The sequence below is a fragment of the Natronorubrum texcoconense genome (genome assembly GCF_900100335.1).
GTDB lineage: Archaea > Halobacteriota > Halobacteria > Halobacteriales > Natrialbaceae > Natronorubrum > Natronorubrum texcoconense.
In genome coordinates, this window is sequence record NZ_FNFE01000005.1 from 1 (window position 1) to 24,241 (window position 24,241).

Here is a 24,241-nt window from a genome sequence, read left to right on the forward strand (position 1 = left end):
ATCTTGATCGCGGCTTCGACGGCTTCGGTGCCGCTGGTCGAGAAGAACGTCTTCGAGAGGTTCCCCGGCGTCACCTCCGCGAGTTTCTCGCCGAGGCGGGCACGGGCCTCCGTCGCGAATCCGGGCGCGAAGTACGCCCCTTCCCGGGCCTGTTCGGCGATTGCGTCAGCGACCCCGTCGGCGGAATGTCCGAGGTTCGAACACATGAGCTGGCCGGAGAAGTCGATATACTCGTTTCCCGCAGCGTCCGTGAAACGGACGCCCTCACCGCCGACGATCTCGGTCGGGTCGACCTCGCTCTGGAACGACCACGTCCCGAACACGTACTCCTTGTCCAGGCGCTCGATCTCGGTCCGATCGTCCGACAACGCTGTCTCGTTCGTCATTCTTTCGCAAGGGTTTGAACTCCGACTACATTAATCTTTCCGACGAGTACATCATTTCCGAACCACTGTTCTAAACAAAACTACTATATTAGAATTAGGTGTGGTGTAATAGCTACTAGTTCGAACATGCTCCCGTTCCATCGAAGATTTTATTTCATCGCTCACGGTACTCCCCCTATGGTCGAACTACAGTCGATCGGTCAGAGCAGTACAGTCCGCAACTACGTAGACGGTGACTGGCGCGACGCCTCGGGTACCGACGAGTTGACGAGCGTGAACCCGGCGACGGGAGAAGAGCTGGCGACGGTTCCGTTCAGCTCCGCCGACGACGTCGACGAAATCGTTCAAATCGGAACCGAAGCGTTCGAGGAGTGGTCGGCCCGCCCGGTCGAAGAACGGATCCAGCCGCTTTTCGAACTGAAGCAACTGCTCGAGGAGCACCAGGACGAGCTCGCGGAGCTGCTCGTGAAGGATCACGGCAAGACCTTCGCAGAGGCCAGCGGGGAACTCCGCCGCGGCATCGAGAACGTCGAGGTCGCCTGCGGCATCCCGTCGATGATGCAGAGCGGCTCCCTCCTGAACGCCGCTCCGGACATCGACGAGAGCGCCGTTCGCAAGCCCCTCGGTGTCTTCACCGCCATCACTCCCTTTAACTTCCCCGGCATGATCCCGCTGTGGTTCCTGCCGTACGCCGTCGCGACCGGGAACAGCTTCATCCTCAAGCCGAGCGAGCAGAACCCGCTCGTCGCCCAGCGACTGTTCGAACTCGTCGACGAGGCGGGCTTCCCCGACGGCGTCCTCCAACTCGTCAACGGCGGCCCCGACACCGTCAACGCGCTCCTCGACCACGAGGGCGTCGAGGGTGCGTCCTTCGTCGGCAGCACCCCCATCGCGAAGCTCGTCTACGAGCGCGCGGCGAAAAACGGCAAGCGCGCTCAGGCTCAGGGTGGCGCGAAGAACCACATCATCGTCACGGAGACGGCCGATCTCGAGTTCGCAGCCGAGAAGACCGTTTCCTCCGCCTTCGCGTGCGGCGGCGAACGCTGTCTCGCAAACGACATCGCCCTGATCGAGGAGTCGGTGTACGAGGAGTTCACCGACCTCGTCGTCGAGGAGGCGGCCTCGCAGGTCGTCGGCTACGGGCTCGACGACGGGACCGATATCGGGGCGCTCATCAGCCCCGAACACGAGCAGACGGTTCGAAACTACATCCAGACCGGTATCGAAGAGGGAGCAGAGCTCCTTCTCGACGGCCGCGACGTCAACGTGGAAGGCTACGAGGACGGCAACTTCCTCGCCCCGACGGTGTTCGGCGACGTCACCGAGGACATGGTGATCTCCCAGGAGGAAATCTTCGGCCCCGTGCTCGGTCTGGCAGCCGTCTCGGACGTCGACGAGGCGATCGAACGGATGAACGGGAGTCAGTTCGGAAACGCCGCGAGCCTGTTCACGGGCAGCGGTGCAGACGCACGAAAATTCCGTCACGAGGGCGATATCGGGAACCTCGGGGTCAACGTCGGCACCTCCGCGCCGATGGCCTTCTTCCACTTCGGCGGCTGGAAGGATTCGTTCTTCGGCGACCTCCACGCCCAGGGCGAGGATATGATCCACTTCTACACCGACAAGGCCGTCTACATCGAGCGCTGGCCGGACGCCTAAATCGATGACGAATCCGACAGAGTCGACGGATGAGACGATAGGTTCGGCCGACGTCCGGGAGGCGTACGAACGCGCGACGCCGCAGTCTCGAGCCCTGGCCGAGCGGGCCCGGTCGGTGATGCCCGGCGGGGACACGCGATCGGTCACCTACCACCGGCCGTATCCCTCGTTCGTCGACTCCGCAAGCGGCGCGACTCTGCAGACGGTCGACGGCGAGACGTTGCTCGACGTCCTCAACAACTACACCCAGAGCGTCCTCGGACACGCACCCGAGCCGGTTGTCGAGGCAGTCTGTGACCGGTTTCGCGCGGGCAACGGGGTCGCTGCTCCGACCGAACCTGCCGTCGAGCTGGCCGAACTGCTCGTCGACCGCGTCGCGTCGATCGATCAAATTCGCTTCTGTAATTCGGGAACCGAGGCGACGATGAACGCGATCCGGGCGGCGATGGCCTGGACCGGGGCAGAACGGATCTGCAAGATCGACGGCGGCTATCACGGCACCCACGACGTCGTCGAAATCGGCGTTTCGGGCGACGGTCGAGCGCACGAGGGAATCCCACGCTCCGCCGAACGTCGAGTCCAAACGGTGAGCTACAACGACAGCGAGCAGCTCAAGGCGACGTTCGAGGCCGTCGGCGACGAACTGGCGTGTCTCGTTCTCGAGCCGATACTCGGAGCCGGCGGTATGATTCCAGCGACGGACGAGTTCCTGCGGACGGCTCGCGACGTGACCGAGGACGCCGACGTACCGCTGGTCTTCGACGAAGTGATGTCGTTCCGACTTTCCCCCGGCGGCGCACAAGAACGGCGTGACGTCGAGCCGGATTTGACGGCGCTCGGGAAGCTCATCGGCGGTGGCCTTCCGGTCGGCGCCGTCGCCGGACGCGAGCAGTTGATGGCGCAGTTCCACCCCGAAACCGGCTCGATCGATCACTCGGGAACGTTCAACGCCAATCCTGCGACGATGATCGGCGGCGTCGCGACACTCGAGCAACTCGACGGCGACGCTATTGCCGTACTGAATCGCCGCGGTGACGAACTTCGAGGGCGTCTTCAGCAGATCGGCGACGACTCGAACCAGCGGATTACGATCACCGGTGAGGGATCGCTGTTCCAGATCCACTTCACGGACGGTCCGGTTCGGGACTGGCGCTCGTCCGGTGCTGGTAGCCCCCTCTCCGAACCGCTCTTTCACGCGATGCGACGCGAGGGAATCCTCGTCGCACCGCGCGGAATGGGCAACCTCTCGACGCCGATGGACGACGAGGACATCGAAACGATCGCGACGGCGTTCGAACGGGCACTCGAGTCGCTCTAGGACGAGGTACCCGACCGAGGGTAACACTATTGTCGCGTTCCCGCGAGCGTACGTGTATGCCTGCAGCATTAGTGACGGGAGCGTCTCGTGGCATCGGTCGCGCAGTCGCGGAACAGTTCGCCGCAGACGGCTACGATGTCGCGGTAAACTACCGGAGCAGCGACTCGGCGGCCCGCGAGGTCGTCGACACGATCGAGCGCGAAACCGATCAGTCCGCCCTCGCGGTACAGGCGGACGTCGCCGATCCCGACGCCGTCGAGGCGTGTGTCGACGACGCGGTCGACGCGTTCGGCTCGCTTGACCACGTCGTCAACAACGCCGGAATCAACCAGCACCGATACACGCCTGAGCTCTCGCCCGAAGACTTCCAGCGACTGCTGAACATCAACGTCGTCGGGACGTTCGCAGTGACGAAGGCCGCACTCCCGCATCTCGAGGACTCGTCCGTCTCCGAGGGACCGTCGGTAATCAACCTCTCGTCGCGACTCGCATACAGCGGCGCGGACTACGAACCGCACTACGCGACGTCGAAGGTCGGGATCATCGGGCTCACGAAGAGCCACGCGCTCGAGTTCGGACCGACGATTCGCGTGAACGCCATCGCGCCGGGGTTCATCGAGACGGATATGACCGATGCGACGACCTCGGAGGAAGCAAAGGAACGAAAGCGACAGGACGTAATTCCGGTCGGCCGATTAGGCAAACCCGAGGATATCGGGCAGGCGGCGGCGTACCTCCGGGACGCCTCCTTCGTCACCGGTGAAACGCTGAACGTCAACGGCGGACAGCGGATGCAGTAGTCGCTTCCACCGGCCACGTCAGTCGGTCGATATCGAGTCGAGGAGCGCCCGACGGTCGATCTTGTCGCTGCTCGTCTTCGGCAACTCCCGCTCGAACACGTACTGACGTGGCCGTTTGAACGACTCGAGTTCGTCAGACTCGACGAAAAAGCCCTCGAGGTCGTCGCTCGAGAGGTCCTCGCTCGCCGGAACGACGAACGCGGTGACGACTTCGCCCCACTCGTCGTCGGGAACGCCGACGACCGCACCCGAAACGACGTCCGGATGGCTGTGGAGGAGGTTCTCGACTTCCGCCGGATAGATGTTCTCGCCGCCGCTGACGATCATGTCATCTTTCCGGTCGACGAAGTAGAGGAAGCCGTCCTCGTCTCTGCGCCCGAGGTCTCCGGTTCGATACCAGCCGTCGACGATCGCTTCGTCGGTCGCCGCGGGATCTCGCCAGTACTCGAGCAGACACGTGGAGGCGTTCACGAGGAGTTCCCCCACCTCGTCGGTGTCGACGACGGCGTCCGGAACGGGGTTCTCGGAATCGACGACTCGGACGGCTGCGTTCGGAGCGGCCTGTCCGATGCTTCCTAACTTCTCGTCGTGGAACTCCGGATAGATCAGCGTCCCGAAGACGATCTCCGTCGTTCCGTACGCGTTCACGAACTCGCAGTCCGACACGTGGTCCCGCGCTCGCTTTGCGACGGCGGCGGGCATCGCCGCGCCGGAGTACTGAATCATCCGAACGTGTTCGATATCGCAATCTCCGATCGATTCCTCGTCGACCAGCGCCCGCACGTGCGTCGGCACTCCCCACATGGTCGTGATTCCCTCCGATTCGATTCGCTCGAGCGTCGTCGCCGGATCGAACTCGTGCTGGACGACGTTGCACGCGCCGACGTTCAGCGCCGGCAGGACGTTACAGAGCAGCGGTCCGACGTGATAGAGCGGGCCGAGTGCGACGTTCACGTCCGTCGGTCGGAGCCGGTTGTACGGGAGCGAGACGAGCGCGGCGTTCACGACGGTTCGGTGAGAGTGGAGGACGCCCTTCGGACGCCCGGTCGTCCCCGAGGTGTAGAGGAGTAGCGCCGGGTCGGATTCGTCGACGTCGGCTTCGGCCGGCATCTGTTTCGTGCCAGCCCCGTCGCCGCCCTCGAGTTGCTCGTACGACACGCCGGCCGGTTCGGCGTCGACACCCACTCCTACGAGTAGGTTCGGCAACGCCTCGGCCTCGAGCGCATCGACGGTCTCCAGGCACTCCTCGTCGAAGACCAGCCCGGCCGATTCGGCGTGCTCGAGTACGTACGCGAGCCGTTTCGGCGGCACTCGGTAACTGATCGGATTGAACACGAGGCCGGCGTACGCCGACGCGAACAGGAGTTCGACGAACTCGATCGAGTCGGTCAACAGGACCGAGAGATGATCTCCGGGTTCGAAGCCGGCCTCGAGCAGTCCGGCTGCGATATCTTGCGCTCGCTCGTCCAGTTCCGCGAAGGAGACCGTCTCGTCGCGTGCCGGCTCTCGGAGCGCGGCTCGATCCGGAAAGCGGGCCGCGGCCTGTCCCAGAAGGTCGGCAGTGGTTGGCTGTGTCACACACGACGGTATCGGAGCACACCGTTATAATGCTGCTGTCCGCCGGTCAGCCTGTGCGTGTGGATGGCGGGCCATCCCACGGAATTATGTGGGACGCCACCAAGGTACGACTGCGATCGGACGGGTCGCACGTAATACCATGATAACAACGATCGAGCTCTCGGAGTCGCATCAGGAACACCGAGAGTCAGTTCGCCAGTTCTGTGAAACGGAGGTCGAACCGCACGTCGACGAGTACGAATCGTCCGGCACGTTTCCGACGGACGTCGTCGAACGGGTCGCCGAAGCCGGATTCCACGGGGTCCAGTACGGGACGGAGTACGACGGCCTCGGCCTCGATTACCGGTCCTACGCCATCACTATCGAGGAACTCTCCCGAAGCTGGAAGCTCCTCGCCGGAACCGCCTCGGTCGCCGGCAGTCTCGTCGGCTATCCGATCCACGAGTTCGGCGCGGAGTGGCAACGCGAGGAGTGGCTCGGAAACATCTGCTCGGGCGCGTGGATCCCCGCGCTCTCGTTGACCGAACCGAACGCCGGCAGCGACGCGGGCTCGCTCGAGACGACGGCGACTCGAGACGGCGACGAGTACGTCCTCGACGGCGAGAAGGTGTGGACGACGAACGGGAGTATTGCGGATTTCCTGGTCGTCGGTGCGCGGACGGACGAGGGCGTCAGCCTGATCGGCGTCCCGAACCCGGCGGATCGAGACGGCCTCGAGTTCGTTCGCGACATCCCGTGTATGGAAGGCGATGCCTCGATCGAGACCGAACTTCGGTTCGACGACGTTCGGGTTCCGGCGGAGAACGTCATCGGAGAACCGGGGAAGGGCCTCCGATACGTCCTCGAGGGGCTGGACATCGGGCGAATCGGGACGGCCGCTCAGGGGGTCGGCGTGGCACAGGGCTCGTTCGAGGATAGCGTGGCGTTCGCCGACGAGCGCGAGCAGTTCGGACAGCCGATCCGGGAGTTCCAGGGCATCTCGTTCAAGCTCGCGGACATGGCGATCGAGATCGAAGCGTCGCGGCTGCTCACCCTCTCCGCCGCGGCGAAGCGGGATCGGGGAGAACGCGTAACCTCTGAGGCGGCGATGGCGAAGACGAAGGCGACGGACGTCGCGATGGACGTGACGACCGAAGCCGTCCAGGTTCACGGCTCCCGCGGCTACTCGAAGGACTACCCGCTCGAGCGGCGAATGCGCGTCGCGAAGGGGATGCAGATCTACGAGGGAACGAACGAAATCAATCGGATCGTGGTCGCGAACGGGCTTTACGACTGACTGTGAGAACAGTTATTAGCTGACCGGTCACACGTGTTATCGTGTCTCAACTGATCGACCTGACTGCAGAGATCACCGAAGAGATGGCGAACCACCCGAACCACGGTCGAAGCCCGCTGTTTCTTTCGGGCACTCGAATGAACCACGAGCAGGCCGAAGACACGTGGCGTGGAAAGGGGGTCGACGACCTGTCGTTGGTCAACGGCTTCGTCTACATCGCCGAACACAACGGGACGCACATCGACGCGCCGTTTCACCTCCACCCGGACGGGAAAACGATCGACGAGATCGGTCTCGAGGAGTGTCACGGTCCGGCCGTCTGGCTCGACGTCTCCGACGTCGGGCCGAAGGGAGAGATCGGCCCCGAGGTGCTCGAAGACGCCGCGGCCGATGCCGGCGTCGAGGTCGAACGCGGCGACTCGGTGTTGCTGTACACCGGCTGGGATGACTACCTGCCGGATGACGAAGCCACGTATCTGGGAGATCACCCGGGCCTCTCGGAAACGGGCGCGGAGTGGCTCTACGAACGCGACGTGAGCGTCGTCGGCATCGACTGCGGGAACGTCGACATCGCCGGCGACGTCTCGATGCCGGCTCATCGCGTTCTTCTCAGGGAGGGCGCACCCGACTCTTACACACTAATCGTCGAAAACCTCCGGAATATCGACGACATTCCGTCCCACCGCTTCGTCTTCAGCGCGACCCCCCTTCCGCTCAGCGGTGCGACGGCGAGTCCGATCCGCGCGTTCGCCGTCGTCGACGACTGAGCGGTACGCGTTACGAATCGGTATCGGGCGGTAGTACAGGATTCTCACGAACAAACGGGAGGCCGATGCTGCGTTCGATTTTCCTCGTTCGACAGTACGGACGACCGGAGGAGTAGCCGTTCCGTCCGGATTCCGACGCTACTGCTTTCGGTGTTCCTCGACGACGTCCCAGTCGAGTTCGATCCCGAGCCCCGGTTCGTCGGGAACCTCGATTCGCCCGTCCTGGATGAGCGGTTCGTCGGCGTCGACGAGGTCGTCCCACCACGGGACGTCTCGAGCGTGGAACTCGAGCGCGAGGAAGTTCGGGACCGTCGCACCGACGTGAACGCCGGCCATCGTCGCGACGGGGCTGCCGATGTTGTGGGGGCACATCGTCAGGTAGTAGGTGTCGGCTAGTTCGGCGATCTTCTTCGTCTCCGCGATGCCGCCGGTCTTCGGCACGTCGGGGGCGACGAAGGAGACGGCTTCCTCCTCGACGAGGTCGCGAAAGCCATGGCGGCCGTAGCGGTTCTCCCCGGTGAGCAGCGGCTGCTCGACGCTCCGGTTGAGCGTCGCCAGCGCGTCGGCGTTTTCCGGCGGGAGCGGGTCCTCGATCCACGCGAGGTCGTACGGCTCGAGGGCCGCACACAGCTTTTCGGTCGCCTCGACGCTGAAGTTCCAGTGGAGGTCGACCGCGACCTCCGCTTCGTCGCCGACCTCCTCAGTCACGGCTTCGACCAGCCCGCGCTTGTGTTCGATCTCGGGGCCGTCGAAGTGGCGTGCGAGCGTGTCGATCTCGCGGCCCGACGGGACGTCGAGGTCGAACTTGATTATCTCGTAGCCGTCGTCGACCGCCGCCCGCGCCGCCTTGGCGTAGGCCTTCGCCTCGTACGTCTCGTTCGGCTGTTCGTTGAGGGCCGACTCGACCATCCCCTCGCCGGCGTGGCAGTCCGCGTACATCCGGACCTCCTCGCGCATCTTGCCGCCCAGCAGTTGGTACACCGGCTGTTCGAGGATCTTTCCGGCGGCGTCCCAGAGCGCGAGTTCGATTCCGCTGATCGCGATCGTGCCGATCCCCTGCTGCGAACCGCGCCCCGAGAGGCTCTCGCGCATGAGATGGTACAGTCGCTCGACGTCCAGCGGGTTCTCGCCGACGAGTACGGGTTCGAAGTAGTCGGTGATCACCTCGTGGACGCCCGGCGAGGGGTAGGATTCGCCGATGCCCACGACGCCGGCATCGGTCTCGAGTCGAACGATCGTCCACGGAAAGTTTCCGTCGACGACGACCGTCTCGAGACCGGTAATCTCGGGTGTTTCGGTCGAGCGATCGGGCGTGTCACCGAAGTCGGGCCAGATGCTCGAGGCTAACCGCGACGCGAAGTCTGCATACATGGTACCACAAAACACATTGCCGGACGGTTATATTAATCTATGGGAGCACTGACCGAGGGACGTCTCGCCGTTCGTGCTACCGTTCGTCGGCCGGTAGTTCGGGGAGTACCTTTCCGGGGTTCAAGATCCCCTTCGGGTCGAACGTGTCCTTTACCGAACGCATGAGATCGATCGCCAGACCGTGTTCCTCGTCCATGAACTTCCGTTTCCCGATTCCGACCCCGTGTTCCCCGGTCGCGCTGCCGCCGAGCGCGATCGCTTTTCTGACGACGCGTTCGTTCAGTTCCTGGGCCCGCTCGACCATCTCCTCGTCTTCGGGATCGACGAGCGACGTGAAGTGGAGGTTTCCGTCGCCCGCGTGACCGACGCAGGAGGTCAGCAGGTCGAGTTCCTCGCTGGCCCGGGAGACCTCCTCGACGATCTCCGGATACTGCGAGATCGGCACGACCACGTCGCCGACCAGTGCGACTTCCCACCCCTCCCGGTAGGCCTGGGTCGCCGGGTACTTGTCCCGGCGGGCCTGCCAGATATCGCCCAGATTCTCCTCGGACGCCGCCTCCCACGAGCGCATTCCGTGGTCCTCGCAGATCGCCTTCGCGAACTCGAGGTCCTCCTCGATCCCGGCGTTGTTCGCGTGTAACTCGATGATCAGCGTCGGCCGTTCCTCGAAGGAGACGTCGTCGTGGTAGGCGTTCAGCATCTTTATCGCGGTCGTGTCGATGAACTCGATCGCACCGGGGACCAGCGCCGATCCGATGGCGTCCGCGACGGCCCGCGATGCGGCGGCGCGCGACGGGAACGTCACCAGCGCCGCCCGGCGATACTCGGGGATGCCGACCAGCCCGAGCGTTACCTCGGTGACGACGCCGAGGGTGCCCTCGCTGCCGACGAAGAGGTCCTTCAGACTGTACCCCGCGGACGTCTTGACGACGTCTCTGCCGCACTCAACGATACGTCCGTCTGCGGTGACGACCTCGAGCCGCCGAACGTGGTCGCGCGTTTCGCCGTAGCGGACCGCGTTGAAGCCGCTCGCGTTCGTCGCGACCATCCCCCCGATCGTCGCCACATCGCCGCTCGAGATGCCGGGCGCGAACCGCAACCCCTTCGAGGCCAGTTTGTCGTTCAAGTCGTCGTAGACGACGCCCGCGCCGACCGTCGCCTGCAGGTCGGCGGGTGATACTTCGACGTGTTCGATCTCGGCCGTGCTGAGGACGATGCCGCCGTGGGAGGGGATCGCGTTCCCCTCGAGACCCGAGCCGCCCGACCGCGGCGTCACGGGGATATCGCGTTCGTTGGCTTCCGCGAGGACGGCCGCGACCTCGTCGGCCGACGCCGGCCAGACGACGGCGTCCGGCATGCGGCCAGCGTGTGGGCTCTCGTCGGTCGCGTACTGTTCGCGCACGCTCTCGGTGTGTGCGACCCGTCCGTCGGTGACTGCGCCGTCCAGAAACGCGCAGTCGTGGCTCGAATCGGGGTTCCGTTGCATGATACCGCATGGTACGGGAACTGGCATAAAATCTCTCCGGTCCCCACACCACCAGTAGCTATTCCTATATCGGGCGTCTGGGTTGAACCATGACCTGTCCGTACCTCTCGTACCGACGATCCGACGGTGACCTGGAGTTCGATACCGAACGCGCCTACTGCGGCGTCGTCGAGGAGTTCGTCTCGCCGATGCGAGCGGACGTCTGCAACGACCGTCACGAACTGGACCACGAGCGCGACTGCGAGTTTTACCGCGACGCCGAATCCGAGTGATACGGTCCGCTGTAAGTCATTTCCGGTGCAACCGCAGGACGGTCGCGGTTGTATTGATAAGTCGTTACAACAAACCGTATGAGTCGCCGTAAAATCGACGCGCTCGCGGTTTACTGAACGGAACCCCCAACTACTGCGACGACATGCCGAGAAGCTCGCGCGCTTCCGCAGGGCTCGCGAGGTCCCGATCGAGCTTGTCCGCAATGCCCACCGTTCGTTCGACGAGTTGCGCGTTGCTCTCGGCGGGCTCTCCGCGACGGAAATAGAGGTTGTCCTCCATCCCGATGCGGACGTGACCGCCCATCACGATCCCCATCGTCGTCAGCGGGAGCTGGTGCGGGCCGATCGCGAGCACGTTGAAGATCGAGTTCTCCGGGAGGTTGTTCACCATGTTGACCATGTTCTCCGGCGTCGGCGGCGTGAGCGTCCCCGGCCCGAAGATGAGGTTGATGTAGTACGGTTCGTCCAGCAACCCCTTCTCGATGAGGCGGTGTACCTCGTTGAGGTGGCCGTTGTTGAACACCTCCATCTCCGGCTTGATGCCCTTCTCCTGCATCTCTTCGGCCAGCGAGTCGATCATGTGGCGCGTGTTCTCGGACGTGATGTGCTGGTACCGATTCATCGGCCCCATATCGAGCGACGCCATCTCAGGGAGCGGATCGGTCCGGATTCCGGCCACTCGCCCCTCGAGTGGGATCCCCGTTCCACCGGTCGTGTTCTGGATGATGATATCGTCGCAGCGATCGCGAACGGCGTCGTTGACTTCCTGAAGCCGACCGGCGTCTCGCTCGCCGTGTTCGTCACGCCCGTGCAGGTGGACGATAGCCGCGCCGAGTTGCTCGCACTCGTATGCCGCTTCGGCGATCTCCTCGGGCTGTTCCGGGAGGTTCGGGTTCGCTTCCTTTCCTTGGACGCCGCCCGTCGTCGGGACGGTCAGGATTAGCTTCCCGCCCTCGAGGTAGTTCTGGTAACTCATCTACCACCTTCCAGACGGGCCACCACGAAAGCATTAATGGACGCCCCCGAAACGGTCGAGCATGGAAGGAAACTCTCCCGACGACAACGAGGCTGCCCCCCGTCCTGCGATCATCGGTGCCGGTACGATGGGACGTAATATCGCCGTCGCTAGCGCCGTCGGCGGCCAACCCGTGACGCTGTTCGATATCGACGACGAGGCGCTGGCCGACGCGGAATCGGAGGTCCGTTCGACCGTTCGGACCCTCACCGACCGCGGGGTCGCGGACGTGACCGACGTCTCCGAGGTCCGCGAGCGCGTGACGTACGTGAGCGATCTGGAGACGGCCGTGGCGGACGCGCCGCTGATCATCGAAGCGGTCACTGAGGACCGCGAGACGAAAGCGGCCGTCTACGACCGGATCGAACGCCACGCATCGCCGTCCGCGACGCTCGCGACGAACACCTCCTCGCTGTCGATCACCGAACTCGCCGCCTCGCTCGCCCACCCAGAGCGGTTCTGCGGCATGCACTGGTTCCACCCGGCTCACATCGTTCCGGTCGTGGAAGTCGTCTACGGCGAACACACTACGGACGAAACCGTCGACGTCGCCACGGCGTTTCTCGAGACGATCGGGAAAGATCCCGTCGTCGTCGAAGAGGACATTCCCGGATTCATCGCCAACCGAATCCAGTCGGCGATGGCCCGCGAGGCGTGGGCGCTGCTCGGAGCGGGCGTCGCCAGCGCCGAGGACATCGATCGCGCGGTGAAGGGGACGTTCGGCTTTCGCCTGCCGACGCTCGGCGTTCTCGAGAAGGGGGATCACTCCGGACTCGACGTTCATCACACGGTCCTCTCGGAACTGCTCGAGGAGATCGACCGGCAGACGACGCCGCCGTCGGTGCTGTCCGATCTCGTCGCCGAGGGTCGGCTCGGCGTGAAGACCGACCGCGGGGTCTACGACTGGTCGGATGCCGACCTCGAGCGGACGATGGCCGAACGGGATCAACGACTCCTCGATCAACTCGAGGTCTACCGGGCCGCTCGCGGGCCGCCCGACGCTCCCGACGAGTTCGAATCCGGTTCGTGAGGCGAGTTTGCGGGTCAGTACTCGGCAAACTCGCGAGTACGGTTATATAGCTGGAATCCAAACTTTACGGTGAACCCATGTACCAGATCGTCATCCCGGTAGACGAAGACGAGACGCGAGCGAAGAACGCGGCCGAGTTCGTCACGGAACTGACCGACGAATCGGGGCTCGACGTCGACACCGAGCGTATTTCGGTTTCGATAGTGAACGTTTTCAAGGAGTTCAAAGCGATCGACGAGGGAGGGAACGTCAAGTCGAAGGACCTCTACGACGAAGACGCGCTTCCGGAATCGATGGTGATCGTCCGAGATGCACTCGTCGCGGCCGGCGTCTCGGTCGACCTGGAGCGTCGCCACGGCGACCCCGCGGACGAGATCGTCGAATACGCCGACTCGGTCGACGCCGATACCATCATCGTCCCCGGTCGGAAGCGGTCTCCGGTCGGCAAGGCGGTGTTCGGAAGCGTCACGCAGGACGTGATTCTCGACTCCGACCGGCCCGTCACGATCGTTTAGCTCCCGTCGTCGGTTCGAACGAGCGGCCGACTGTTCATTTCTCGCACCGAAAGTCACCGACGAACGCTGTAGTAGCTACTGAACGTCAATGCACACCTGGTCACACGACGGCCGTGCGATCAGCGTGCAAATCGGTTCAGTTGTTACTATGGACGATTCCATCCGACCGCAGTCGGTCGCGCTCTGACTCGTCGAACCCGAGTTCCGCAAGTACCTCGTCAGTGTGTTCGCCGAGACGAGGCGGCGGACCGTCCGCGTCGGTCTCGAGCGAGGAGAAGTTGACCGGGTTGGCCGGCGACTTGAACGTTCCAAGCTCCGGGTGCTCCATCTCCGCGATCATGCCGCGCGTCTCGATGTGCGGATCGTCGACCAGCGTTTCGACGTCCCGTACCGGCGTGCAGGGAACGTTTTCGTTCTGGAGGATCGTCATCCACTCGTCGGTCGGACGCGCTGAGAAGATGTCGTCGAGGACGGGATCGAGTTCGCCTCTGTTCTCGACGCGGTCGGAAAACGTCGCGTAGCGCTCGTCGTCGATCCACTCCTCGCGGCCGATCGCTCGGCACAGCTTCGGCCAGATGTGTTCGCTCACGACGCCGACGACGATGTGTGAGTCGGCGGTTTCGAACGCCTGATAGGGCATGAGACTGGGGTGGCGGGTGCCCATGCGTCCCGGATTCTCGCCCGTCGCGAAGTAGTTCGACACGTGGTAGCCCAGAAACTGGAAGCTCGCGTCCAGCAACGAGACGTCGATGTACTGGCCCTCACCGGTTCGCTCGCGGTGATAGAGCGCGGTGAGAATGGAGTAGATCGCCGTCATCGCCCCCGCCAAATCGCAGATCGAGACGCCGATACGGGCGGGCTGCGCTTCGGTTCCGGTGACGCTCATCATCCCCGATTCGCCTTGCAGGATGATGTCGAAGGACTTGCGATCGGCGTACGGACTGTCTTCACCGTAGCCGGAGATATCACAGTAGACGAGATCGTCGGTCACCGACGAGAGCGTTTCGTACTCGGCGCCGAACGCCTTCGCCTTCCCGGGCGAGAAGTTCTGGACGAACACGTCCGCCCCCGCAACCAGATCGTGAAGGATCGCTTGTCCCTCTGCCGTCGTGAGATCCAGGCTGATGCTGCGCTTGTTTCGGTTCGTACTCACGAAGTACGCCGAGAGCTCTTCGCCGTACTGCGGCGAGTACGTTCGCGTCAAGTCTCCGTGGCCCGGCCGCTCGACCTTGATTACGTCCGCACCGAGATCGCCGAGCGTCTGTCCCGTGAACGGACCGACGAGCGCCTGCGTCGCATCGATGACGGTAATCCCCGCTAATGGTTGCATGCTCACGAAACCTGTCGGGCCAGTGCGGATATACTTTGTGCAGCCCACTGTAACCCCCTCGACAGGAGCTGAGTGGACGCTTGCCGATTTTCCGCGTGAACGTTACATTACCGTTTGCCCGCGAACGCGTGACTCCGAAACGAGCCACCCACCACAGCAGCTATATCTGCGTGGTGTGTTTCCGAATACCGATGGACCTGGAACTTGCGGGAGATGCGGCGCTCGTAACGGCCTCGAGCAGCGGCCTCGGGAAAGCATCCGCCAAAGCGCTGGCCCGAGAAGGATCGAACGTGGTTCTCAACGGTCGCGACGAAGGACGACTCGAGGATGCCCGCACGGAAATCGAGTCCGTCGCTTCCGGACGCGTGGTTACACACGCGGGAGATTTGACCGACCCGGACGATATCTCCGAACTCGTTTCGGTGACGGTCGAGGAGTTCGGCGGACTCGACCATCTGGTTACCTCCGCAGGCGGGCCGCCGAGCGGGCCGTTCCTCGAGACGACCGACGAGGACTGGTACGCTGCCTACGACCTGCTCGTGATGAGCGTCGTTCGGCTGATTCGGGCGGCCGCCGACGAACTGCGGGCCGGTGACGGCGGCTCCGTCGTTCACATCACGTCCCACAGCGTCAAGGAAGCTATCGACTCGCTCGTGCTCTCCAACTCGGTTCGGATGAGCGTTATCGGCCTCGAGAAGACGCTCTCGCGCGAACTCGCCCCGGAGGTGCGGTTCAACAGCGTGTTACCCGGCCCGATCGAAACCGAACGAACCCGCGAACTGCTCGAGCAGGCGATCGAACGTGGCGAGTTCGACTCCTACGAGGAAGGTCTCGCGGCAAAGGGGAGCACGAACCCAGTAGAACGAATCGGCCGGCCGATGGAGCTCGGTAACACGGTTGCGTTCCTCTGCTCGCCAGCGTCTGCTTTCACAAACGGGATTACAGTGCCTATCGATGGCGGTCTCGGCCGGTCGAACATATAGCGTGATCTGTCCGAGGAGCTACTCGTGTCCAGTCAGCGGGAGACGGTAGTCGTTCATACTCCACACCTCACTGGTCTGTTCAAAGAGGGACCCGATCCGAAAGGTTGTCTATAGTTCATATAAGTTGGACATTTACGCAACCACGTTCGACTCACATTGCGAGATATTGCTATTTGTCCGGAACTCACTTAATAGGGGGCGAAGTAAGCGTAGTCTCTGGGGAAAGTTTTAAATAAGGTTGGCTATATCATCTATAACAATGGTTGAGAATGGTAATCAGTCACGAAGGGATGTGTTAAAAGGGACCGCCGGAATCGGGATGATCGGACTCGCAGGGTGTCTCGGTGGGGACGGCGATTCGGTCGACATGACCGTCGGCTCCTCGTCCTCCGGATCGTCGACGTACGGTAACTCACAGGCGATTCAGCGGGTGGTCAGCCAAGAGTCCGATAGCATCAATTTCATCACGCAAGACGCGGGTGGTGACCCACAGTCGATTCGACTGTTCGCCGACGACGAACTGAACTCCTACTCGGCGGGGAACTATATCTTGAATCAGGCACTCGAACAGACGGGGCCGTTCGAAGAGCCGGACGACGTTTCGGAGTTCCCACAGCACGGTTTCGGCCACCTCTCGCTTAACCTCTACTGGATGGCCCTCGAGGACAGCGACATCGAGACCACCGACGACCTCCCCGGACGAGATATCTACGCACTCCCCGCGGGGTGGGGACTGCGTGCGATGACCGAGGAGATGTACGGTAATGCCGGCCTCTGGGAGGACCTGGAGGAGGGCGTCGTCAACTTCGAAACCAGCGAGGCGGCGAGTGCACTCGAGGAGGGCCGAGTCGAGGCGTTCGTCACCTACAGTTCGAACTACGACCAGTTACCGTCGTGGGCGGTCGAAATCGACTCGCGCGCCGACGTCAGGGCGATCGAGATGACCGACGACTACATCGAGGCGGCCGAAGACTTCGGCGGCGCAGGATACGAGGAAGTCGACGAAATCGGCGGTTGGGATCAGGACGTTCAGGGAGGCGACTTCCCGAAGCACACCTGGACGGAGACCTACCCATATCTCTTCAGTTCCGAGATTCCCGCGGATGCAGTGTACGAGCTAATGGATATCTGTCACGAACACTACCAGTCGATGCAGGATGCAAATCCGACGATCCTCGACTGGGACGATCCGGATAACTTCACGTTCGCACTGACGCACACGGACGAAATTCCAGTTCACCCCGGCGCTGCAGACTGGTACGAAGACCACGACGTCTGGGACGACAGCTGGACTCGCGGCGACGAATAGCTCACGGCCACAGCTGCTACGGGCAACAAACTATGGTTTACTCAATTTCAAACAAAGACCGCTTAGAGGTCGCCAACGACTTAGTAACGGCATTAGCGATCATTACGTGGGTCTGGGTCCTGTACTATGCGTTTACGCAACGAATGGATCGGATCCTGTTCACGGTGATCTTCCTCGGGGCCATCATCGTCGTCTACCTCGGTAGCGAAATGATCGAGGCGTACAGGGAGGAGAAGATGCTGGAGGTAGCGGGTCTCGGTATCTCTGCAGCCGTCACAATCGTCACGACGCTGTACATGACGGCGTTCTACAACACGCTGTTGTCGGTTCGTGTTGGCACCGCGTTACCTCGAGAGTACGCGTTAGCTGCAGCGTTCGTCCTCGTCATCCTCTATCTCTCGTACCGAGCCTACGGTTTCACGTTCCTGGCCGTGATCGTCGCCGCGTTGCTGTACGGACTCTACGGCGATCTCGCTCCGGGTATCCTCCGACACGGTGGGTTCAGTCTCAACCGCACGGCGAACATCATGGTTCTCGACTTCCAGGGAGTGTACGGATCTATCTCGAGGATTATCGCGACGTGGGTCGCGTTATTCCTGCTGTACGCCGGGTTAATGCGGGGCTTCGGAGCGTTCGATCTCATCATGCGCGTCGCGTTCCGGATGGCGACGTACGTCCGCTCCGGAATTGCGCTGTCCGCGGTGACCTCGAGCATCATCATCGGCTCGATCACCGGCAGCCAGGCGGCGAACACGGCGATTACGGGATCGTTCACGATTCCGCTGATGAAAGAGAGCGGCATGAAAAGCGAAACCGCCGGTGGTATCGAGTCCGTCGCATCGACAGGCGGGCAGATCATGCCCCCCATCATGGGTGCGGCCGCGTTCGTGATGGCCTCGCTGCTCGGAATTACCTACGTCGAAGTCATGGTTGCGGGTATCGTTCCTGCCCTCATCTTCTATGGCTCCGTCGTTATCGCTGTTCACTACAAAGGCATCGGCGAGCTTCGGGGCAAATCGATCGAACTCGATGCTGCAGATAAGTTCGACGAAACGATGTCGACCAAGGAGTTTGCGGTCCAATGTCTCCGATTCGGTATCCCGTTCGCCGTCCTGATCTACATGCTCGGTGTGCTCCAGTACACCGTGCTTACGTCCGCACTTTACACCATCATCGTGATGTTCATCACCGGCTTCGGGTTCCCGTTAGTGACGGCGGCGTCGGAAGGGAACGACCTCAAGGAGGAGTTCGTTTCCCTCCTTCACGATACCGCCTTTGGCTTCAGAGAGGGCGCGATGATTCTCGCACCGATCGCGATCATCATTGCGGCGATTAACGGCGTCGTCGACGTCTTCGAGGCCTCGGGTATTCCGGGCGTTCTCTCGCTCGCCCTCCTCGATATTTCCGGCGGCGTCATGCTGTACGCAGTGATCCTCGCGATGGTCATCTCGATCATTCTTGGACTCGGAATGCCGACCGTCGCGGCGTACGTCATCGTCGCGTCGTTGATCGCGCCAGCGCTGGTTCAGCAGTTCTTCGTTCCGGATCTGGCGGCCCACTTCTTCGTGCTGTACGCTGCGATTCTGTCCGGGCTGACGCCCCCAATCGCGATTGCAGTCGTGGTTGCCACAGGGATTGCGGGGAGTAATTTCTGGCGGACGGTCCACGAGGCGCTGAAGATATCTGCGCCGATCTACGTCCTGCCGTTCGCGTTCATCTACAACCCAGAAATCGTCGTCGGTGGCTGGGGGATGGAAACGTTCTTCTCGGGACTCGTTGCCCTGCTCGGCGCGCTCGGCATCGCTCACGGTCTCAACTACTACGGGAAGTTCTTCCACGAGAGCCCGTTCGTCAAGTTCCCCGTCAAGGGCGTCTACTTCGTACTCGGCGTGCTCGCGATGGTCTATCCCAGCATGCCGGTCCGTCTCGCCTGCATTGCGATCATCTTCGTGATGATGGCAGTGCAACTTCGGAGCCACATCTGGAAACGATTCAATCGAAAATCTAAGACGGAGAGCGTCCAAACGGCCGAAGACTGAGAACGGCTCGGTTTGAACTCCGACCGGTTTGCGTTCGTTCGCGGTCTCTTTTCGCGTTTCGGTAGGGTACTGGTCGATGTAGCGGATGACTCGATTCGAACTCATCTATTCGTCCAACCTCCCGATCGCTTTCGACGTTTCGATCAGAGCAATCGTTATATGGGCCGCGAATAGTTACCTATGAACATGACGTCGTTACTATCCGGGAAAACGGCCGTAGTTACCGGTGCAAGCGCCGGTATTGGCGAAGCGACTGCAACGGCACTGGCCAGGCGCGGAGTAAACGTCGCGATGATCGCTCGTCGAGAATCGAGATTACAGACGATAGCTGATCGTCTCGAGGCAGAAACGGAGGGCTCGACCCTCGTCCTTCCAGCAGACGTTAGCAACGAGGACGAGGTTCAGGCCGCTGTAGAACACACCGTCGAGGCCTTCGATGGGATCGACGTACTGGTCAACAACGCCGGAATAGCGACCGGCCACGAGACGGTAGAAAACACGCCCACCGAGCAGTATCGGACCGTGATGGGTGTGAACGTGGACGGGGTCTTTTTTATGACTCGAGCGGTACTTCCCTTCCTCCGCGAGACGGCCGGGAACGCTATTTTCGTCGGCAGCTTTGCCGGTCAGTATCCGCGACCGGGGGCACCAGTGTACGCCGCATCGAAGTGGTGGGTACGAGGGTTCGCACTGAGTCTGGCTGGATCGGTTGGCAACGACGGGATCGGTGTCAGCATCATCAATCCGACCGAAGTGCGAACGGAGTTCGGGAAGGAGTACCGAGACGAAATCTCTCAGGACCGGTTCGATCCGGATGAAGTCACGAATCCGGAAACGATAGCGGAAGCGATCGCTTTTGCAGCCGAACAGGAACCGCCGAACGTCGTGAACGAGCTCGACCTCTATCGAAGAGATAAATTCACCCCGTTCTAGCGGGTCGACATTTGGCCGGTACGGCCGCCGGAACCCGCTTTTTGTTGCGAACCAGATTGCCTCGTTCAGCTCCGGTTGTGAGTGTGTAGCATCAGAAATACACACTGTCTGTCGCAGATCACCGCTCTCGTTCTCGCCCTGCGTCCTCTCTCAGAGAACACAAATCCGTCTCTTCCTCTCTCAGTGAACGGGTCCGGATCCGATCTGTGAAACAAACTGGCAGACACGGCGGACCTCTTGGTCAACTGTGCGAATGATTAATTAACGTGGAAGCCGTTAACACGCAGTATGACCGATAACACAGGGGCGAGCGAGTTTGTGAAGTCCGATCAGACGATGTTCTCTATCATCGAATGCATTCACCAAGAAGACGAGATGGGAGTTACGGAGCTGGCGGACGCAGTCGACTTCTCGAAAAGTGCCGTTCACAAACACCTAAAAACGCTTGAAGAACACGGATACGTCGTCAACAACGGTGGACGGTATCAACTCGGCCTGAAACTGCTCACACTCGGCGGTCATATCCGCGACCGGAACGCGTTCTGCCGATGTGCACGCTCTACGGTCGAGGACCTGGCCGAAGAGAGTAATCAAATGGCATCGTTCATTCTTCGTGATCGGACACACGGCGTCTTCGTTTTCATCGAAAACGATCGTTACGGACTTCGGAAACCGGTTCCACTCGGGAACCGATACGTTATTCACCAGAACGCCGCAGGAAAAGCGATTCTCGCTGAACTCCCCGATGAGACGGTTGCGGATATCATCGAAGAAACGAACCTCCCGGCTGAGACGGACAACACTATTACCGATGCAGCTGAGCTGCGAACCGAACTCGAGGAGATCCGCGAGCAGCGATACGCGACGAGTACGGGGGAGCGAATCGAGGACATTCAGTCGATCGCTGCTGCGGTCAAGAGCCCCGATTCGGATCAGATCGGAGCGATCAGTATTACCGGCCCAGCCGACCACCTATCGCAGGACACCGTACACACCGAGTGTGCGGAACTGGTCCGGGAGGCAGCGAACGAACTCGAATTGCGGATGCGGTACGTCGAATAGCGACCACCACGAAGCTCCTCGGCCATAGGAGAATTACAAATGTACTACTGTAAAATTTGGCCGTGTTGTTCGCCTCCCGAAACTTGTCTCTTTCACAGGAAATTACAGGAGTACTTCTGTAAATGTATCTAACAGACACAGTACCCTACCCGTAGGTACTCCGGCTTAGCAGTCGACCACTCGGCTGGCGACGACCATCCCTGTTACACGTCGTCAACACGGGGCAACTACGTCTGCTGTGGCCGGACGTGGTCCCCTGGAGGGGACTCGATCCGTTAGCATACGAGTTCGTTTTGGTTGACGCACCCTCCCTCGCGGTGGAGTGGTGAGTACTGGCGGTGACTGCACCCTGCGTTCTCTGTGAGTGAACAGCAGAACCGGTCCGGATTCCAATAGCGGCTGATTTATACTCTCAGATCGTTGAAAACGGCGCTTCATCGTGGATTCGAATTCGAGGTGAAACCGAATCAGAACCGCTGGCCCTCGCCAATTCCACGGCTGGCAAATGACCGAGCGGACTCCAGTGTTACGCCCACACGACCCCGACTAGCAGTTACTCGTCTGCCTCGAGTCGATGACTGCGACGAACAGAAACTGACCGCCGGGGGCGATTTCGAGAGTGGGTAACATATAAGAACGCATCGACCGACGTCAGCGTATGGAACCTGTCAGATCCGCGCTGTTCGTCCCGGGGAACCGCGAAGAGTGGGTCTCGAACGCCCATACGAACGACGCTGATGTCGTGATCTTCGATCTCGAGGACTCGGTGCCGCCGGGGGAGAAAGCGGCGGCGAGGGAGATCGTCGCCGACAACGTCTCGGCGCTCGCCGACGAGGGACAGCGGATCCACGTCCGCGTCAACGCACACCCGAACGCGAGTCAGGGGTTCGCCGAACACGACTACGAGGCTGTCGTCCGCGCCGGTGTCGAGGCGATTACGGTCCCGAAGGTCAGGAACCCGGACGATCTCGAGCGACTCGATTCGGTGTTGACCCACATCGAGCGCCGCGAGGGACTGCCCGAAAACAGCGTCGAACTGCTGGTCAACATCGAGACCGCACAGGCGATGCGACAGGTGTACGACCTCTGTACGACCACTGAACGCGTCGCGACGATCGGCTGTGGCGCCGTGAAGGGGACCGACACCAACCGAGCGCTCGGCTTCGAGTGGACCGGTCCCGGCCGGGAGGGCTTGGAGACGGTTCACCTCCGCCAACAGGCGCTGATGGACGCTCGAGCGGCGGGTATCGAACACCCGCTCGCCGGCCCGTACGTCGACGTCGGCGACATCGAGGGACTCAGGAAGGACATGCAGTTCTCGCGGGAGATGGGCTACACCGGCTACATCGTCATCCACCCCTCCCACGTCGAACACGCGAACGACCTCTTCCTCCCCGACGCCGAAACCATCGAGTACTGGATCGGTGCGCTCGAGGCGCTCCAAGAGGCCGAAGAACAGAACAAGAGCGCGATCACCTACGAGGGGGAGATGATCGATATCGCGAACATATCGACGGCGGAACGCTACCTCGAGTACGCAAAGGCGTTCGAGGACGACCTCGATATCGAGACGGACCTCGACGCGTACTAACGAGGGCCCGACGGATCGTGACCTGATTTTGACAGTCACGTTCGCTCGCTCTCACGAGTTCCGAGGCGTGGTGGTGGTCACTTCCTCGAGGCTATCTCAACGCTTCCCGTCCGCTTTCTGTCACGGTCTCCGCAGCAGTGAGAACGCTTAATAACGTTTGCGAGTTGGGTATAGGAAATGACTGGAATCTCAAACGTCCTTCTGGATCAAGAACATCAACTGTTTCGCGACGAGACGAAACGGTTCGTCGAGAACGAAGTGCTTCCGGAGGCGAGCGAACGGGACCCGAACCGAGAAGAGATGTCGGCCGAACTCGTCGACAATCTCCGCGAGATGGGTTTTTTCGGCATTCTCATCGACGAGGAGTACGACGGTCTCGGGCTGGATCTCAAAGCCTACGCGGTGATCGCCGAGGAGCTCTCTCGAGGCTGGCTCAGCGTCGGCAGCATCATCGCTCGCGGCCAGAGTCTCGCCGGGGCGACCGAGGAACAGAAACAGGAGTACCTCCCGAAGATGGCGAGGGGAGAGCTCCTCAAGAGCATCGCGATCAGCGAACCCGACGCCGGCAGCGACGTCTCGAACATGCGACTGCGGGCGGAGCGAGACGGCGACGAGTACGTCCTCAACGGGCAGAAGATGTGGTGTACGTTCGCGAAGGGGTCTGATTTCATCCTGACGTACGCCGTCACCGATCCCGATGCAGAGCCGTCCTATCGCGGTATCTCTGGATTCATCGTCGAAAAACCGGCCGGAACGTTCGACCGAGAGGGGCTGAGCGGCACCGCGATCGACAAGATCGGCTACCACGGCTGGAAGACCTGGGAGGTCAACTTCGACGACGTCCGGGTCGACGCGGACAAACTCGTCGGCGGCGAGGAGGGGCAGGGGTTCTACCAGATCATGGAGTTCTTCGAGGAGGGCCGGGTTCACACGGCGGCCAGAGCGGTCGGGCTGGCTCGCGGCGCGCTCGAGGACTCCCTGGGATACGCGGCGGAACGAGTGCAGTTCGACGAACCGATTTCAGAGTTCCAGGCGATCCGGTTCAAACTGGCCGACATGGCGACCGAGGTCGAAGCCGCTCGAGCCCTGACGCTCCTCGTCGCGGACGCCGTAGACCAGGGCGAAGGCGCGGACGCAGAGGCCGCGATGGCGAAACTGTTCGCGAGCGAAGTCGCGGAACGGGTCACGAGCGAAGGAATCCAGATCCACGGTGGCTACGGCTACACCACCGACTTCGACGTCGAACGCTATTGGCGAGACGCCCGACTCACCCGAATCTTCGAGGGGACGAGCGAGATTCAGAAGCGAATTATCGCCGATAAACTGCTCTCCTCGTAGCTTCCGCCTGCGTTTCACGCCGGTATCGCTCGACGGGCACTGGCTGCAATGCCCAAGCCCCGGGAACGGCTTAGTCGTGGCGTCGTAGCGAGTCGTGTTCGAGCAGAACTGCAACTCGCCCGCTCGTACTGTAACTTCGGTCACAGAAACTATGATATTACGTACCATAGAACGAGTACGTAC

21 protein-coding genes are annotated in these 24,241 nt (G+C 61.8%); 15 read left to right on the forward strand and 6 right to left on the reverse strand.

The features are described 5' to 3' along the window. A partial coding sequence (locus BLT08_RS14965) for an aminotransferase class III-fold pyridoxal phosphate-dependent enzyme (protein ID WP_139171315.1) occupies nt 1–386 on the reverse strand: 386 nt, incomplete at its 3' end. 177 nt (nt 387–563) lie between these two features. Between BLT08_RS14965 and BLT08_RS14970 the strand changes: the two genes are divergently transcribed. The 3 genes from BLT08_RS14970 to BLT08_RS14980 are packed head-to-tail and all read left to right on the forward strand — an operon-like array spanning nt 564 to nt 4,163. Continuing rightward, nucleotides 564–2,045, forward strand: a complete 1,482-nt coding sequence (locus BLT08_RS14970; RefSeq protein WP_090309222.1) for a CoA-acylating methylmalonate-semialdehyde dehydrogenase — start codon at nt 564–566, stop codon at nt 2,043–2,045. A gap of 4 nt (nt 2,046–2,049) precedes the next feature. Continuing rightward, on the forward strand, nt 2,050–3,363 hold the full coding sequence (locus BLT08_RS14975) for an aspartate aminotransferase family protein (protein ID WP_090309225.1): 1,314 nt from the start codon (nt 2,050–2,052) through the stop codon (nt 3,361–3,363). Nucleotides 3,364–3,419: 56 nt separating this feature from the next. Beyond that, nucleotides 3,420–4,163: an SDR family NAD(P)-dependent oxidoreductase gene (locus BLT08_RS14980; RefSeq protein ID WP_090309231.1), complete on the forward strand. Its 744-nt coding sequence runs from the start codon at nt 3,420–3,422 to the stop codon at nt 4,161–4,163. A gap of 18 nt (nt 4,164–4,181) precedes the next feature. Here BLT08_RS14980 and BLT08_RS14985 read toward each other — a convergent pair whose 3' ends face one another. Beyond that, complete coding sequence (locus BLT08_RS14985; protein WP_090309235.1) at nt 4,182–5,741, reverse strand: class I adenylate-forming enzyme family protein; 1,560 nt, start codon at nt 5,739–5,741, stop codon at nt 4,182–4,184. 139 nt (nt 5,742–5,880) lie between these two features. On the opposite strand from BLT08_RS14985, the gene BLT08_RS14990 reads away from it, so the two are divergent. Further along, a complete protein-coding gene (locus BLT08_RS14990) occupies nt 5,881–7,017 on the forward strand; it encodes an acyl-CoA dehydrogenase family protein (RefSeq protein WP_090309238.1) in 1,137 nt (378 codons plus the stop codon). 41 nt (nt 7,018–7,058) lie between these two features. Further along, nucleotides 7,059–7,784 (forward strand): cyclase family protein, encoded by a 726-nt coding sequence (locus tag BLT08_RS14995; RefSeq protein ID WP_090309242.1) that lies wholly within the window; start codon nt 7,059–7,061, stop codon nt 7,782–7,784. Between the two features lie 138 nt (nt 7,785–7,922). On the opposite strand, the gene BLT08_RS15000 is transcribed toward BLT08_RS14995, so the two are convergent. Together BLT08_RS15000 and BLT08_RS15005 are read right to left on the reverse strand one after the other, a co-directional pair. Then, nucleotides 7,923–9,155: a mandelate racemase/muconate lactonizing enzyme family protein gene (locus BLT08_RS15000; protein WP_090309247.1), complete on the reverse strand. Its 1,233-nt coding sequence runs from the start codon at nt 9,153–9,155 to the stop codon at nt 7,923–7,925. Nucleotides 9,156–9,231: 76 nt separating this feature from the next. Further along, a complete protein-coding gene (locus BLT08_RS15005) occupies nt 9,232–10,641 on the reverse strand; it encodes an FAD-binding oxidoreductase (protein ID WP_090309251.1) in 1,410 nt (469 codons plus the stop codon). An 89-nt stretch (nt 10,642–10,730) separates the two neighbouring features. Here BLT08_RS15005 and BLT08_RS15010 point away from each other — a divergent pair, with 89 nt between their 5' ends. Continuing rightward, nucleotides 10,731–10,913 (forward strand): hypothetical protein, encoded by a 183-nt coding sequence (locus BLT08_RS15010; protein WP_090309254.1) that lies wholly within the window; start codon nt 10,731–10,733, stop codon nt 10,911–10,913. Between the two features lie 130 nt (nt 10,914–11,043). Here BLT08_RS15010 and BLT08_RS15015 read toward each other — a convergent pair whose 3' ends face one another. After that, nucleotides 11,044–11,889 (reverse strand): beta-keto acid cleavage family enzyme, encoded by an 846-nt coding sequence (locus BLT08_RS15015; protein WP_090309257.1) that lies wholly within the window; start codon nt 11,887–11,889, stop codon nt 11,044–11,046. A 61-nt stretch (nt 11,890–11,950) separates the two neighbouring features. Between BLT08_RS15015 and BLT08_RS15020 the strand changes: the two genes are divergently transcribed. Together BLT08_RS15020 and BLT08_RS15025 are read left to right on the forward strand one after the other, a co-directional pair. After that, nucleotides 11,951–12,958, forward strand: a complete 1,008-nt coding sequence (locus tag BLT08_RS15020) for a 3-hydroxyacyl-CoA dehydrogenase family protein (protein ID WP_090309260.1) — start codon at nt 11,951–11,953, stop codon at nt 12,956–12,958. Between the two features lie 77 nt (nt 12,959–13,035). After that, a complete protein-coding gene (locus BLT08_RS15025) occupies nt 13,036–13,473 on the forward strand; it encodes a universal stress protein (RefSeq protein ID WP_090309263.1) in 438 nt (145 codons plus the stop codon). Between the two features lie 136 nt (nt 13,474–13,609). Here BLT08_RS15025 and BLT08_RS15030 read toward each other — a convergent pair whose 3' ends face one another. After that, nucleotides 13,610–14,803 (reverse strand): CaiB/BaiF CoA transferase family protein, encoded by a 1,194-nt coding sequence (locus BLT08_RS15030; protein ID WP_090309266.1) that lies wholly within the window; start codon nt 14,801–14,803, stop codon nt 13,610–13,612. A 191-nt stretch (nt 14,804–14,994) separates the two neighbouring features. Here BLT08_RS15030 and BLT08_RS15035 point away from each other — a divergent pair, with 191 nt between their 5' ends. From BLT08_RS15035 to BLT08_RS15065, 7 genes are all read left to right on the forward strand, one after another. Then, the gene (locus tag BLT08_RS15035) at nt 14,995–15,786 is read left to right on the forward strand and encodes an SDR family oxidoreductase (protein WP_090309270.1); all 792 of its coding nucleotides are present in this window, start codon (nt 14,995–14,997) and stop codon (nt 15,784–15,786) included. Nucleotides 15,787–16,078: 292 nt separating this feature from the next. After that, on the forward strand, nt 16,079–17,095 hold the full coding sequence (locus BLT08_RS15040) for a TAXI family TRAP transporter solute-binding subunit (protein WP_090309275.1): 1,017 nt from the start codon (nt 16,079–16,081) through the stop codon (nt 17,093–17,095). 32 nt (nt 17,096–17,127) lie between these two features. Then, nucleotides 17,128–19,134 carry a TRAP transporter permease gene (locus tag BLT08_RS15045; RefSeq protein ID WP_090309278.1) on the forward strand — a complete coding sequence of 669 codons (2,007 nt, stop codon included), beginning with the start codon at nt 17,128–17,130 and terminating at the stop codon, nt 19,132–19,134. Between the two features lie 180 nt (nt 19,135–19,314). Further along, entirely contained in the window at nt 19,315–20,067 is a 753-nt protein-coding gene (locus tag BLT08_RS15050) for an SDR family oxidoreductase (protein WP_090309281.1), read from the forward strand. Between the two features lie 288 nt (nt 20,068–20,355). Then, nucleotides 20,356–21,129 (forward strand): IclR family transcriptional regulator, encoded by a 774-nt coding sequence (locus BLT08_RS15055; RefSeq protein WP_090309284.1) that lies wholly within the window; start codon nt 20,356–20,358, stop codon nt 21,127–21,129. A gap of 658 nt (nt 21,130–21,787) precedes the next feature. Continuing rightward, entirely contained in the window at nt 21,788–22,720 is a 933-nt protein-coding gene (locus tag BLT08_RS15060; protein ID WP_090309288.1) for an HpcH/HpaI aldolase/citrate lyase family protein, read from the forward strand. A 177-nt stretch (nt 22,721–22,897) separates the two neighbouring features. Then, the gene (locus BLT08_RS15065; RefSeq protein ID WP_090309291.1) at nt 22,898–24,058 is read left to right on the forward strand and encodes an acyl-CoA dehydrogenase family protein; all 1,161 of its coding nucleotides are present in this window, start codon (nt 22,898–22,900) and stop codon (nt 24,056–24,058) included. Nucleotides 24,059–24,241 lie beyond the last annotated feature (183 nt).